Origin of the sequence: Marinimicrobium locisalis (genome assembly GCF_039822625.1) — a bacterium.
GTDB classification, from domain to species: Bacteria; Pseudomonadota; Gammaproteobacteria; order Pseudomonadales; family Cellvibrionaceae; genus Marinimicrobium; species Marinimicrobium locisalis.
In genome coordinates this window covers 1-13,547 of record NZ_JBDLLG010000013.1, presented here as the reverse complement: position 1 = coordinate 13,547, position 13,547 = coordinate 1, and the positions used below count along the sequence as shown (strand labels likewise).

The 13,547-nt window shown below is 59.1% G+C and carries 11 protein-coding genes and 1 tRNA gene; 4 read left to right on the top strand and 8 right to left on the bottom strand.

What is annotated here, in order from left to right:
* Positions 1 to 33 precede the first annotated feature (33 nt).
* From AAE514_RS09535 to lpxH, 4 genes are all read left to right on the top strand, one after another.
* Entirely contained in the window at positions 34 to 1,368 is a 1,335-nt protein-coding gene (locus AAE514_RS09535; RefSeq protein ID WP_347331302.1) for a hypothetical protein, read from the top strand.
* Positions 1,369 to 1,511: 143 nt separating this feature from the next.
* Positions 1,512 to 2,204 (top strand): TetR/AcrR family transcriptional regulator, encoded by a 693-nt coding sequence (locus AAE514_RS09530; RefSeq protein WP_347331301.1) that lies wholly within the window; start codon positions 1,512 to 1,514, stop codon positions 2,202 to 2,204.
* A gap of 58 nt (positions 2,205 to 2,262) precedes the next feature.
* Positions 2,263 to 2,772, top strand: a complete 510-nt coding sequence (locus tag AAE514_RS09525) for a peptidylprolyl isomerase (protein ID WP_347331300.1) — start codon at positions 2,263 to 2,265, stop codon at positions 2,770 to 2,772.
* Positions 2,773 to 2,780: 8 nt separating this feature from the next.
* Positions 2,781 to 3,503 carry a UDP-2,3-diacylglucosamine diphosphatase gene (lpxH, locus tag AAE514_RS09520; protein WP_347331299.1) on the top strand — a complete coding sequence of 241 codons (723 nt, stop codon included), beginning with the start codon at positions 2,781 to 2,783 and terminating at the stop codon, positions 3,501 to 3,503.
* 122 nt (positions 3,504 to 3,625) lie between these two features.
* Here lpxH and pepN read toward each other — a convergent pair whose 3' ends face one another.
* From pepN to AAE514_RS09480, 8 genes are all read right to left on the bottom strand, one after another.
* Complete coding sequence (gene pepN, locus AAE514_RS09515; RefSeq protein WP_347331298.1) at positions 3,626 to 6,307, bottom strand: aminopeptidase N; 2,682 nt, start codon at positions 6,305 to 6,307, stop codon at positions 3,626 to 3,628.
* Between the two features lie 660 nt (positions 6,308 to 6,967).
* Positions 6,968 to 7,228, bottom strand: coding sequence for a YeaC family protein (locus AAE514_RS09510; RefSeq protein WP_347331297.1), 261 nt, complete (start codon positions 7,226 to 7,228; stop codon positions 6,968 to 6,970).
* Positions 7,229 to 7,298: 70 nt separating this feature from the next.
* Positions 7,299 to 8,147 (bottom strand): rhomboid family intramembrane serine protease, encoded by an 849-nt coding sequence (locus AAE514_RS09505; protein ID WP_347331296.1) that lies wholly within the window; start codon positions 8,145 to 8,147, stop codon positions 7,299 to 7,301.
* A 49-nt stretch (positions 8,148 to 8,196) separates the two neighbouring features.
* Positions 8,197 to 9,162 (bottom strand): metallophosphoesterase, encoded by a 966-nt coding sequence (locus AAE514_RS09500; protein ID WP_347331295.1) that lies wholly within the window; start codon positions 9,160 to 9,162, stop codon positions 8,197 to 8,199.
* 9 nt (positions 9,163 to 9,171) lie between these two features.
* Complete coding sequence (locus AAE514_RS09495) at positions 9,172 to 10,068, bottom strand: NAD(+) kinase (RefSeq protein WP_347331294.1); 897 nt, start codon at positions 10,066 to 10,068, stop codon at positions 9,172 to 9,174.
* Positions 10,069 to 10,181: 113 nt separating this feature from the next.
* Positions 10,182 to 11,321 carry a cyclic nucleotide-binding domain-containing protein gene (locus AAE514_RS09490; protein WP_347331293.1) on the bottom strand — a complete coding sequence of 380 codons (1,140 nt, stop codon included), beginning with the start codon at positions 11,319 to 11,321 and terminating at the stop codon, positions 10,182 to 10,184.
* Between the two features lie 74 nt (positions 11,322 to 11,395).
* Entirely contained in the window at positions 11,396 to 12,733 is a 1,338-nt protein-coding gene (locus AAE514_RS09485; RefSeq protein ID WP_347331292.1) for a hypothetical protein, read from the bottom strand.
* A 735-nt stretch (positions 12,734 to 13,468) separates the two neighbouring features.
* Positions 13,469 to 13,545 (bottom strand) — tRNA-Asp (locus AAE514_RS09480).
* Positions 13,546 to 13,547: the final 2 nt, after the last annotated feature.

Sequence of the window (13,547 nt, the reverse complement as noted above, 5' to 3'; positions counted from 1 at the left end):
CAGCCCAACTTCCCTCATTGGAGACGCTTGGCAATGAAGTACGTTTGCATTCTGGCCCTTATTCTTGCCCTACCGGTTCACGCCGAGAACTTTTTCGGCGCGGTGGAAACCGACGCGGCGGCCGAACCGATCGAGGAAGAGTCCCCCTGGACTCACCGGGCCTGGCTGAAGCAGACCGTCGGCTACGGTTATCACACACCCGCCCTTCCCGCCGCGCGGAACGACGCGGAGCTGACCCGGGTGGAAAGCGAGTTGTACGGGTTGCTGGACTGGAAAAGCGGCCCCTGGCAACTGCGCCTTTCCGGGTCGCTGATCCAGGACTGGTTGCCGGGTATGGAACGGGCCGGGCTCTGGTCAGGGTACGACTTTTCGCCCAAACAGGAAGATGAACGGCAGTGGCGGGCGGAAATATCGGACAGCTACCTCTCCTGGCAGGCTGGAGACTGGTGGCTCCTGGGGGGCTACCAGACCCTGGCCTGGGGCGAAGCGGAAAGCTTGCGCGTCACCGATGTGCTCGCCCGCCGGGACCAGCGTTGGCCCGGCCAAGAGGATCTGGACAACCTGCGCCAGCCCGTGCCGGTGGTGTGTGCTACCTGGCGCGGCGAGCTGGATTTGGTGTTGCTGCCGAATACTCCCCCGGACCGGTTGCCCGCCGCCGGGGAAGAATTCGACCCCTACCTGGCGTGGCGCTCGGAAGATACTCCAACCCCAGTTTTGAAGAGACTCCAAGACACCACCGGCTGGGCCGTGCGCTGGCAGACCCGCCAACCCGGCTGGGACATGCAGTGGCTGCTGGCCGAGGTGAACAGCTTTGACCGCTACCCCGCCTCTCAGGGCATGGTTGATGGTCAGCCAGTGGTGAACCTGGAGCCCTGGAGCCAACAGGTCGCGGGCGTGGCCCTGCAGGCCACCGAGGGCGTCTGGCTGTTTCGCACCGAGCAGGCGTGGCACCGGGACGTTCGCCTGAGGCCCGACAATGCGGCCGGCCCCTGGCCCAAGCACGATCAGTGGCGGGCGATGGTCTCGGCCGAGTACGCCGGCATTCACAATCTGACCGTGACCGCCGAACTAAGCCAGGTCTATACCGAGGACCACAGCCCCCGGCTGGCCGAGTCGCAATGGCAGACCGGTGCCAGCGTGCGGGCGCGCTACCACCTGATGAACGAACGTCTGTTGTTAAACGGCCAGTTCGTGCGACTGCCCGGCGGTGAAGGCCGCGTATGGCGACTGTCCGCCGACTGGACCTTTTCAGACCGCTTCAGCGCCGGCCTCTCGGTGGTGGAATACTCAGCCACAGGAGAAAGCGACACGTTATACCCCTACCGCCACAATGATGCGCTACTGTTTACCTTTCAGTGGAATCTCTAGCCGTGCATTGCCATGCTGGTAGACGAATAAGGGCCGCCTACTACCAGTCAGCGGAACACGACTAAACAAAAGAAAGTGACCCTCCCATGCAAGAGCATGGGAGTTTGGTAAACTAATCCGCCAATGCACGAGCGGAGCGGCCCATGGCACCATCGCACAAACAGCCCTACCACCACGGCAATCTGCGCCAGGCCCTGCTGGACTCGGCGCTGGAAACCCTGGAAGCCGAGGGCCTTGAGAAGCTTAGCCTGCGAGGGCTGGCTAAGTCCGTCGGGGTGAGCCCCACGGCGGTATATGGCCACTTCGCCGATAAAACCGAACTGTTGATCGCCCTGCACACTGGGGGGTTCAAGGTATTGCGAGAAACCCTGGAGCACGAGCTGGAAGCACTGCCGGCCACCGCGGGCGGGGAAGACCGGGTCCGCGCCCTGGGGCTGGCGTACATGCAGTTTGCGCGCGAGCGCCCGCACCTGTTCGATGCCATGTTTTTCTGGACACCGGATTTCTCGCGAGTCACCCCAGAGCAGTTACAGGAAGGCGTTGGTAGCGAACGGCTACTGCGCGACACGCTTATAGACATGCTCAAGGAAGAAGGCGTCCAGCTCAATGCTGCTCAGGCGGCTGTGGCTTCCTTCAGCGCTTGGGCGCTGGTCCACGGCATCAGCACCCTAGTGCGCTCGGGTGCCGTGGAAGGGGCGGTTCACTGCGAGAAATGGCCGGAGGATTTCTCGAGCTTTCATCCACACAGCCGCCAGGAGCAAGTCATACGCCAGATTCTGGACATTCAGCTTGCCGGTTTGAAGGCGTCCGCCCAACTGCTGAACCAACCCGACTGAGCGCTGAACTGTGTTAAGATTTCGCCCTTTCATTTAACACTCTGCTATGGGACAAATCATGAGTACAGCATCCAAGGTTACTCTCCACACCAACTACGGCGACATCACCATCGACCTGAACCATGAGAAAGCGCCGAAAACCGCCGCTAACTTTGCCCAGTATGCGCAGGACGGCTTTTTTGATGGCACGATTTTTCATCGTGTTATCGGTAACTTTATGATTCAGGGTGGCGGTATGACCGAGGACATGCAGCAAAAGGCCGCCCGCGCGCCCATTGAAAACGAAGCTGATAACGGCTTGGGTAACGTGGTCGGTAGCGTGGCGATGGCCCGCACCAGCGACCCGCACAGTGCCTCTTCCCAGTTCTTTATTAACGTTCAGGACAACAGCTTCTTGAACCACCGCGACAAGAGTATGCAGGGCTGGGGCTATTGCGTGTTCGGCAAGGTCTCTGAAGGCATGGATACCGTGAATAAAATCAAGGCGGTCGAAACCGGCAGTAAGGCGGGCCACCAGGATGTGCCGGTAGAGCCGGTTATGATCGAAAAGGTTACGGTCAGCGAGTAAGCACTCCTATGACGAGGTTGTTTGTAGCCGATTTGCACTTAAGTGAGCGCCAACCCCAGGTCACAGAGGGTTTTTTTCGGTTTCTAAGAGACCGGGCCCGGACGGCCGAGGCGCTGTATATTTTAGGTGATTTTTTTGACGCCTGGATTGGCGATGACGATGACAGCGACCTGTCACGGGAAGTGACCCAGGCGCTTCGCTCCCTTTCCGACCAAGGCACCCGCCTGTACCTGATGCACGGTAATCGAGACTTCCTGATCGGGCAGGACTTTACCCGTGCCGCGGGTGCCGAACTACTACCCGACCCGAGTGTGATTAATCTATACGGACGCCCGGCCCTGCTGATGCATGGCGACAGTCTGTGTACCCGGGATATGGAATACATGGCGTTCCGACGCAAAGTGCGCACCGTCCAATGGCAGTCTGAAGTGCTCGCCCTGCCCCTGGAAGAGCGTCGGGATCTGGCTCGAAAACTGCGCGAGCAAAGCCAGAGCATGAACAGCAATAAGGCGCAGGACATCATGGATGTCACGCCCGAAGAAGTGGAAAAGGCAATGCGCAAGGAAGGCACGCCGCTGTTGATTCATGGCCACACCCACCGCCCTGCCCGCCATCCAATGGAGCTGAAAGGCGAACCGGCAGAGCGAATCGTGTTGGGTGATTGGCACGACCGGGGGTGGTGTTTGGTGGCCGCGCCGGGAGTGTTGAATTTGGAGTCTTGGAAGTTGTGAGGGAGTAAGCCTTCAGTTATTTGGTAGGTGGCGCTGCGCTTACCTACCCTACACATCTTTCTAACCGCGTAGGGTAGGTAAGCGCAGCGCCACCTACCAAAAAAAACCCTAATGCTTGCACCCTAAACCAAACTCTTGCTCACTACCTCATACACATCCTTTGAGAGCTTCGGCTCGGCTTTAATCCGCTCCAATTCCGCTTTCATGGCGTTGCCCAGGTTCTCCGGGTAGCGGCGCCAGCGTGTGAGCGGCGTTAATAGCCGGGCGGCGATTTGCGGGTTGGTGTGGTTCAAACGCAATACCTGCTCGGCCAAGAAGCCGTACCCTTCCCCACTGGCAATATGGAAATTGATGGGGTTGGCGTTGGTGAAGGCGCCCACCAGTGCCCGAATTTTGTTCGGGTTGTTGGGTTCGAAAGCCGCGTGTTTTTCCAGCTCGCGCACCCGCGTCAGGGTGTTGGGCTGGGTGCTGGTGGCCTGAACCCGCAGCCACTGATCCACCACCAGCGGCTCACCCTTCCACTGCTGATAGAACTCTTCAAGCACTCGCTGGCGCACCGCATCGGCGCCCTCGGCTTCGCTGTTTACCAGCTCTTTCAGCGCCGCCAGGGTGTCGGTCATATTGTTGGCCGCACGGTATTGCGCTTCGCTGGCTTTCAGCCATTCGGCGTCGTTCAGGTCCATCAAGTAGCTAAGCGCGACATTCTTCAAGCTGCGCTCGGCAATATCATCGGCGGTCGGACGGTAGGTTTTGCCGTGGTTGTACCGGGTGTAAATATCCCGCATTTCCTCTTTCAACGAGCGTGCCAGCACCCGCTTGACCGCCGCACGGCTGTAATGGATCGCCTCGACCTCGATTTTTTCGGCCTGTTCGCTTAGGTAGGCCTCCGAAGGCAAGGTGAGCATGAGCGCCACCATGGCCTTGTCGAGCGAGTCATCCTGCAGTACCCGCCGGTAGGCTTCGATTAAACGCTCGTCCACTTCCACCGTATTCAAATCCTCACCACGGTGGTAGGCCGTCATTACATCATCAATTACCTGCATGGCGAGCTGCTGGCTGGCATCCCAGCGGCAGAAGCCATCCGGGTCGGCGCTCATCAACCGCATCAGGTCGTCTCGGGCGTAGTCATAGTCCAGCTTCACGGGCGCGGAGAAGCCACGAAGCAATGAGGGCACAGGTTTTTCCGGCAACTGCTCAAACACAAAGGTATGTTCGGGCTCTGTCAGCTCCAATACGGTATGGGTGTTATCACTGGTTTCCGGATCCAGCTCCTGGCCTTTGAGCTTCAACGGCAGCGCACCGGCACTGCCCAACAACCCCATGGCAACGGGAATATGGAAGGGCTGCTTGTGCTGGTTTTCAGGTGTCGGCGGGCAGCTTTGGGCAATGGTCAGGCGGTACTCCCCGGCCTCTTCGTCCCACTGGTCGGTGACGGTCAATCGAGGCGTACCGGCCTGGGAGTACCAGCGCTTGAACTGGCTCAGGTCTCGACCGGAGACGTCTTCCATCGCGGCCACAAAATCTTCGGTGGTTACGGCTTGGCCGTCGTGACGTTCGAAGTAGAGGTCGGTGCCTTTGCGGAATAGCTCCCACCCCAACAGGTTGCGCAGCATGCGCACCACTTCGTGCCCTTTTTCGTAAATGGTCAGGGTGTAGAAGTTGCCGATTTCAATGTAGGAATCGGGCCGAATGGGGTGCGCCATGGGGCCCGCGTCTTCGGCGAACTGCATGGTTCTGAGGACGGAGACGTCTTCCACCCGCTTAACGGTGGGCGAGCCCATATCCGCCGAGAAGGTGGCATCGCGAAAGACGGTAAAGCCTTCTTTCAAGCTCAGTTGGAACCAGTCCCGACAAGTGACTCGGTTGCCGGACCAGTTATGGAAGTATTCGTGGGCCACCACGCCTTCCACCCGCTGAAAGCCGGCGTCGGTGGTGGTTTCAGGTTTCGCCAATACGCAGGCCGTGTTAAAAATATTGAGGCCTTTGTTCTCCATGGCGCCCATGTTGAAGTCGTCCACGGCGACGATCATGAAGATGTCCAGGTCGTATTCACGACCGTAGGTTTCTTCGTCCCAACGCATGGCGTTTTTCAGGGAGGTCATGGCGTGGTCGCATTTATCCAGGTCTTTCTCTTCGACAAAAATGCGCAGCGCGACTTTTCGACCAGACTGGGTGGTAAAGGCGTCTTCAATCTGCTCCAGGTCACCGGCTACCAGGGCAAACAGGTACGCCGGTTTTTTGTGGGGGTCGTGCCAAATGGCGAAGTGGCGGCCGTCATCGGTTTCGCCCTCTTCGATGGGATTGCCGTTGGAGAGCAGTATGGGGAAGCGTTTTTTGTCTGCGACGATGGTGGTGAAAAATTCACTCATGACGTCGGGCCGATCCAGGTACCAGGTTATTTTGCGAAAGCCTTCGGCTTCGCACTGGGTGCAGTACATGGTTTTGGATTGGTAGAGCCCTTCGAGGGAGGTGTTGTTTTTGGGGTCGATGTCGCCGACGGTGGTCAGTTCGAATTCGTCGGGTACGTTGAGCAGCGTGAGGGTTTCGTCGTCGAGCCGGTATTGGTTTTTGTCGAGAGTTTTTCCGTCCACGGCGACGGAGACGAGGTCGATTTCTTGGCCATTGAGTGGCAGTTCTTTCCCGCTGGCGCTGACGTCGGGGTTGCGACGCATTTTGAGGGTGCTGGTTACGCGGGTTTTGTCGTCTTTGAGGTCGAAGTGCAGTTCGGTCCGGTCGATGAGGTATTCCGGCGGCCGATAGTCCTTCAACTGGATGGCTTTCGGTTGTGCGTCACGTGCGGACATATAAAACTCCAACGGGTTTAATGTGATAATCATCGTGACAAATCCGGAGCCCGGCCGGAGGCGGCGTATACCGTTCGAAGACCCGCCGTGAACCCATCCGTGGGGGCTTCTCATCGGCATCCATGCCTCGGCTTTGGCTTCCTGCGTCGCCCTAACACCTACATCCATGTAGGCGTCAGAGAGTCTTCGAACGGTATACGCCGCCTCCGGCCTCCGTGCCACAATATAGTAATTAGTTGTTAAGCCTTGCGTAGGGCACGGTAAGGCATCAGCCGCCACCTGCCATCAATAGGCATTGATACGCTACGAACCCTGCGACGGACGACCGCCAAGCCAACCTTGCGGCCGATGAGGTTAATGGCTTTTGTGCCAAATTCACCTTTAATGGCAGGTGGCGGCTGACGCCTTACCGTGCCCTACAGAAAAACCAAACCTCCCCGCCCTATGTTGCTTCAACGTGCTGAGGGACGGTTCAGGGTGTATTGTTCCCAGACCGTGGAGCGGGGGCCCCGCGATTCGAGCCTACGTGGACGACCCACATGGATGTGGGAAGTGTCCGTAAGCGCCGGGAGCGCGTAGGGCCGTATTTACGGCGTGTCTGGGAACAATACACCCTGAATCGGCCCGGTCGTTCAATTAACCACGGAACGGGCTTGGAGGCTACTTCCACTTTACCGGCTGTTCAGCTTCGGCGATGTCGCCTTCTCCGCCGCAGTGGGTGTGGGTTTTGGGTGGAATGTAGCCGCTGCGCTCTTCCGGGGGCAGGTGCTGGTGCTCATAAGCAATCACCGCCTCCAGGCAATGCTGGCGCTGCTCCGGCGTTACCACCCGGCCATCGGGCCACTTGCCCAACTCCACGGCGCGTTTTAAATTCTCGTAAATCTCCGGCGTAATGCTCTCAAGCAAATCGCGATAATTCATTCACCAAGCCCCACGGTTACTTCAGCCGCTAAACAACAGGCAGTATACCAAAACCCCGCCCCGCTTTCTCCTAAGAGGCGCGCCGCCCCGAAGAAAGAATGCCCCAGGCCATGCCGGCGAGTAACCCGCCCACATGGGCGCCGTTGGCCACCGAGCCGGAGATAAACTTGTCCACCACGCCTGTCAGGCAAATGACCAGCCACACCAACATAAAGCCGATAATCCCCGGTGGAATCGCCAACATCGGATGCGGACTGAAGCGCTGGCGCATCCAGAGGTAACCAATTAAAGCATAGACCACCCCGGACATGCCGCCGAACACCGACGGGCCAGCCACGAATTGAGCGACATTGGCCGCCACGGCGGTCACCAGGACAAACAATAAGTAATGCCAGGCGCCCAGCACCGCCTCCAGGCGTCGGCCCAGTTCCCAAATCCACAGCCCGTTAAACAAGATGTGAAACAGGCCGAAGTGCAGGAAGGAGGGTGTCAGCAGCCGCCAGAACTCGCCCCGCCCCATGGCCTCACCCCAATCGCCGAACTCCAGGCCATTGCCTACCAGGCTCAGGGGCTGGAAGGTCAGCGCCGGGACGAGCGCGCCGCCGAAGATGTTCATGCCGATCAGAGCACCGGCGGCGCTGAGTAGCAGCAGGCCAATGGTGGCCGGGAACTGGCGCGGGCTCGGCCCCTCGGGCATGGCGCTGCGGTGCTGGGTGCCTTCGGGAAGCACCACCTCGCCTTGGAGCCAGCGCTCGGTCAGTTCCGCCAGGGGGTCGACCATGGCTGGGTCCTGTACCCAGATTTCCTGATGCTGGCCTTCGTCGGTGATGCGGTGCAGCAGGCCGCGCTGGTGTAGGAAGCGGCTCAACTCGGTCAGATCTCGGTCCAAAGGCAGTTGTTTAACGGGGATCCAGTTCACTCGTTCTCTCTAGGTTGTGGGCATGGTTGTGGAAGTGGCGCGAGTATTGTCAGGGATCGACATAGCTCCAGACAAATTTTTTCGGGTCGAGTTGCGCCTCCCCGTCAAACTGGTAGGCCACCAGCCGCCCAAACTTGACGGCGCTGTAATCCAGACAGGCAATGTTGGGGGCGATGGGCGCGGGACGGCCCTTTAGCCAATAGTGGCCGACGAATAAGGGCTTTTCCTCTTCCCCGTAGGTCACCATACGGGCCCGGTGTTCAGGGGCAATGGGCTGCCCGGCCACCCCCTTGGGCAGGGGATCGGGCTGGAACAGTAATTCACCGTAGGTGCGGGCATTCGGCGCCCAAAACTTGGTACGAAAGTGGGTTCGCTCCACCCCATCGCTGGAGACAATGCTCATTCCCGGAGGCAGTGGCAAGTCAATGCCGCTGGTGAGTCGTTGTTTGGTTTTGGCCGCAAGGCTGTGACGGTCAGCGGTTTCCTGCAAAAATGCCCGATCAAAGTGGCCGCTGCCGTACCGGGCCCGGTGTTGGGCGATTAACTCGGCGTCCCAGCAGGCATGGACGACGCGAAAACTGGGCCATTCAAGAAATAGCGGCAGACGCTGAAACCAGTTCAGGTGATCAAGCCACTCGTCCGGATAGTCGGCGAACTGTTCTAGGGTCTCCGCCATTTGTTGCGCGTTTCGGGAGGTGTGGGGTCGCAGGTAGCCGCCGGGTTCAGCAGGGTTGGGCGTGCAATACATCAGGGCGTTGAACTCGTGGTTGCCGAGCACCATGTGCGCCGCACCGGCTTCCACCATGGTGCGAACCAGCCTCAACGCTTCTCGGATTCTCGGCCCCCGGTCAATGATATCCCCGAGGAACACCACCTGACGCCGGGGGTGGCGATAGCCGTCGGGCCCGAGGTGGTAACCGAGTTTATCCAGCAACCGTTCCAGACTATCGGCACAGCCGTGAACGTCACCGATCACGTCATAGCCGTCTCGCCCGGGGGTTACTGCGTCGGTCATCAATACTCCTCAGTCCAGCAGGTGGCCGCCCCACCCCAGCTTGGATCGGCACCGCTCGTAAAAATTGTGGTTCTGTGGGTGAATCAGGGTAAGCTCCTGAGGCTTTTTTCGAATCAGGACTTCATCACCGGGATGGGCGACAAAGTGCATTTGCCCATCGCAGGTTACCTGGGGATTGGTATTGTTGTGCTCCCCCACCGCAATGCGTATCTCGCTGTCACCGGGTACCACCATGGGCCGACTGCTTAGAGTATGGGGGTTCATGGGCACAAGGCCGATGGCATCCAGCCGCGGGTGCAGGATGGGGCCCCCACCGCTTAGCGCATAAGCCGTGGAGCCGGTTGGGGTGGAAACGATCATGCCGTCGGAACGCTGGCTGGTCACGAAGTGCCCATCCACGTAGAGCTCGAATTCGAGCATTCGGATGAATTCCCCGGGATGCAGAACCACATCGTTGAGGGCGTCGCCAGCGCTGACCAGCTGGCCCCGGCGGGTTACCTGCATATCCAGCAGGAAGCGTTTTTCCTCAAAGTAATTTCCCGCCAGCACCTCGCCGACTTTATCTTCAATATCGTCCGGGGTAATGTCGGTCAAAAAGCCGAGGCGACCGCGGTTGACACCAAGCAGCGGCACGCCGGTTTCAACCAGAGCGCGAGCACCGCTGAGCATGCTGCCATCGCCGCCCACGACAATGACCAAGTCACAGTGCTGGCCAAGCTCCGCCAGGGAGGCAGTATGGCTGGCCTCGTTCAACAAGCTTTGGTCGGGCAGGTGCTCGGCCGTCTCCTGTTCCAGTACGAAGTTGCGGCCGTTGGACTTCAGGAAGCGGATGAGGCGCTTCAGGGAGTAAACGGCCCGCTCGCTGTTGCGGCGTACAATTAGGCCGATGGTGGTGAATTCGGACATTCAGTGTCTCTCTAACCGGGAATTAGGGCGATCAGGTAGTTCCATCGTTGGCGCGGGGATTACCTTGACGCTCAAGGCTGTTTGCCTTCGCTCAGGGCTGTCTTACCCGTCGCTCAAGGCTGTTCCGCGCGCGCTTTTCCCTCTTTTAACACATAGCGGGTCTCGGTTTCGAGGGTGTTGGCCCATTGTGGGTCGGAAAACAGTTGCGGACAGTCGTCAAGCGCATGGGCTCGATAGCCGTGCTGGCGAAGCAGGTGGGCGGTGGCCCGGCTGCGGCGCCCGGTATCACAATAGCAGACATATTCCTGCTCCTCCGACAGCATGCGGGACTTGATGGCCAGCAGGCTCAGCGGAATATTGACCGCCTGGGGAAGGTGGCTTTGGCTGTACTCTTCTTCGCTGCGGGTATCCACCAACACCGCGTGGCGCTCGCGCAGCTCGGGCAGGTTTTTTAGGGGGAGCGTGGGCACTTCCGGGGCTCTGAGCAGGTGGTAAAAGTCCTGTTTATCCAACACCATCAGCACGCCGTCGGTAAGCATACGCACGCGAGCGTTGCGCGGCGCGTCATTGACTAGGGCGTCTTCGCCGAAACAGCGGCCTTTGCCCACATCCGCCAAATGAGTCCAGCCGGCCTCCTCTCGGCGGTGCACTTCGGCCTCACCTTCTTTGATGAAGTAGCAGCAGTGACCAATCTCCCCCTGGCGGATGACGGTGTCACCGGCATGAACCACTTTAGGCTGGAGGCGGTAGAAAATCTGCTCCACATTCAGCGGCGGCACCTTAAAGAAAAGGTTGGAGCGCAGAACCGTGGTCATCCAGTCAACGTCTTCGTCCAGGTCCCTCTGACGGGAAATAATCAGCTGCAAGTAATCGGATACCTGGCTCCAGGTCAGCAGTTGGTCCAGCCGCTCACTGTCAATGCGCAGCACACTGCAGTCGGTCTCGGCGGTGGCGGACACCGCTCGCGGCTGCTGGTGCGCCAGGGGCAACAACGTGGAGCGCCCCTTGACTGGAATGGCCTCCCCTTCGGGGAATTCGAGCCGAACGTCACCGTGCAAAAGGTACACGTGCTGGCCGTCGTACTCCCCAGCGCGAAACAGCGTTTGGCCGGCGAATATCACTTCGGCCTGACTGTGGGAGAGCAAGTCCTCAAGGTGGCTTTCGCTCATGTCTTTCAGAGGCACGAGCGTGCGGGTCAACGCCACATCAAAGGACGTTTCGTTTCCAGGCACATGCGACTGCGTTGACAGCATGGTTGTTTCCTATCCCTTCCGTTGGCCACTGACTCTTTGGCGCCTTAATTTACCTACATTGTGCGCCGTTTTACCTACTGTGCCAAGCGCTGGGCGACCAAAGTCTGGTGCGCGGGGCACCGATCACTCTCGCCGGGGTGGAAGTCCGAGGGGCGCGCCACCGTCGGCACCGCCCGGGCGCAGAGGTGCCCGTGGGCGTCCCGGGCCATGCACTGCGGGTTACGACTATGCTTCAGCCAGCCCTTGTATAACTCGGGCTCCACGCCCAGGGCGCGAGCTGCAAAGGTTTCGGGGTCATCCAGGTAAGCCGCCATTTCATCCGGCGGCACCGTCAGTTGCCCCACCCCTGCATGGAAAGCGACGAAACTGATGCCGGTTTTATCCAACCGCTCCAGCAGTTGCCCCCCACCCTGCTCCAACAGCGTTTGGTTTTCCTGACGCAGACGGGAGACTTCTTCCTTCAGGTTATTCTCCTGCTGGTGACGATAGAACAACTCCATTTCCCGCATCTCCAACCGTTCCTCCAGCTCTGAGGTGGCACCCTGGACCCGCGCCGCCAGCTCCATTTCATAGTTTTCCCGAAGCGCCTGAAGCTGGTGGTGCTCATCCGTATGGGCGGCTTTTAGTTTATGGCTGAAGTAGTCGCGCATCCCTTCAATTTTCTGCACTTGGGCGTCGAAATTTGCTTTGAGGGTTTCCAGCCGTTGAGTGAGCTCACTGTTTTGGGCCTGAAGCTGCCGAACTTTGTTTCGGTAGGCTTGAAGGCGCTGCTGATGCTCTCGGTTCAGCTTATCGATTTTGCGCGCTTGCTGGTTCGCCAGAGTGGTTATGCGCAAGCGCTGCTCTTTCAGCAGGCGGGCCACGCGATCGCGCATTGCCTGGGAGTAGTGTTCGTGGAGGACTTTTTTCAGTTGCCGCGCCGCCTTCGGGGCAATGTCGGGCTCTTTTTTCGGGGCCGGCTCGGATTCGGTGCGCACCAGCCCCAGGCGATTGCGCGCCACGGCCTTGCGCAGCAGCACAAAGCTGTTGCGGCCGGGCTCCATTTGAGGATCCCAAAGGTTTTTCTGCTGCCAGGCAACGGGGCACTGACTAAAACACACCAAACGGATCGGTCCGCCGCCCAGATCAGGGCCCTGACCGGCCTGCTGGATTAATTGCTGAAGCGGCAGGTTCCAGCGCCGATCAGCCAAGCCCCGGGCGTCAAACTCTATGACAAAAAAAACCGCCGCGCTGATGGTCAGTTGGGGGCTGATGGTCAGGTACGCCGCCTTGGCGGTACGATTGGCGTACTCGGGCACTGGGACAAAGCCGTCCAGCACGGCTTCAAATTCCGGATACAACATTTCCCGGGCAAGCTTGTCGCCAGAAAACAGGTATACCGCTTCGGTGTGTTCCGAGATGGGAGTGGCCATAGATAACTCGGGCGCCGTCGACTATTTCAGTTAACGCTAAAAGGGACGAAGACTCAAGGACGAGGGGGAATTATGCCGGGTGCTTGGCACTAACGGTGTGACCCGGTCGGCAGAAATGGCAATACCTGTGAGTCTGAGGGGTATCGCGCCGACGGGCAAAGGGAATGTTGGGACAAGAAGGACTCACAGATCGGAGTAATCTTCCGCCCCTTCATCTTCCAGGTCTTCAAAGCTGTATTCCAGCAAGTCTTCTACATAATCTTCCACAGTGCTCTTCTCCCGAGGTTGGTTAATGGTGGAGTCCTTTCCATGCGCCGATCCGTCATAGTTAGAGTAGCGCTTGGGTGTGACAGTTTCGTGATTGGTTCATGGCACTTTTGAGAAGGCGTTCGCAAACTGGGAAATAGGTGGCGTGAGTATTGCTTAGTTTGCTTAAGGGGAGCAATTTGGATTGGACACCGGAACATGTTGGGCTGGTATGGGCGTGAGCCCGCACCTGCCGGTTTGGTTAGTTATGGCGGCGAAGTAGATTCTGGGCGGCAGCGCTTCGCGCTGCGGCGGACCGGACGGGAAAGATTCGCCTCATCCTGAGGCTCACCCTTCGGGCGGCTACGCCGTCCCAATTTGTTCCCGACAAATTGGTCGAACCCGCGGGTTCGAGCCCCGTCCGCGGCCAACCACGGCAGTTTCTTGCAGGCACAAAAAAGCCCCAACGTGTGGGGCTATTTCGTAATATGGCGGACCGGACGGGACTCGAACCCGCGACCTCCGGCGTGACAGGCCGGCATTCTAACCAACTGAACTACCGGTCCGC

Bases quoted from the DNA above. Each gene is read 5' to 3' on its own strand.
- AAE514_RS09535 (WP_347331302.1), top strand. From the start codon at position 34: ATGAAGTACGTTTGCATTCTGGCCCTTATTCTTGCCCTACCGGTTCAC.
- AAE514_RS09530 (WP_347331301.1), top strand. From the start codon at position 1,512: ATGGCACCATCGCACAAACAGCCCTACCACCACGGCAATCTGCGCCAG.
- AAE514_RS09525 (WP_347331300.1), top strand. From the start codon at position 2,263: ATGAGTACAGCATCCAAGGTTACTCTCCACACCAACTACGGCGACATC.
- lpxH (WP_347331299.1), top strand. From the start codon at position 2,781: ATGACGAGGTTGTTTGTAGCCGATTTGCACTTAAGTGAGCGCCAACCC.
- pepN (WP_347331298.1), bottom strand. From the start codon at position 6,307: ATGTCCGCACGTGACGCACAACCGAAAGCCATCCAGTTGAAGGACTAT.
- AAE514_RS09510 (WP_347331297.1), bottom strand. From the start codon at position 7,228: ATGAATTATCGCGATTTGCTTGAGAGCATTACGCCGGAGATTTACGAG.
- AAE514_RS09500 (WP_347331295.1), bottom strand. From the start codon at position 9,162: ATGACCGACGCAGTAACCCCCGGGCGAGACGGCTATGACGTGATCGGT.
- AAE514_RS09495 (WP_347331294.1), bottom strand. From the start codon at position 10,068: ATGTCCGAATTCACCACCATCGGCCTAATTGTACGCCGCAACAGCGAG.
- AAE514_RS09490 (WP_347331293.1), bottom strand. From the start codon at position 11,321: ATGCTGTCAACGCAGTCGCATGTGCCTGGAAACGAAACGTCCTTTGAT.
- AAE514_RS09485 (WP_347331292.1), bottom strand. From the start codon at position 12,733: ATGGCCACTCCCATCTCGGAACACACCGAAGCGGTATACCTGTTTTCT.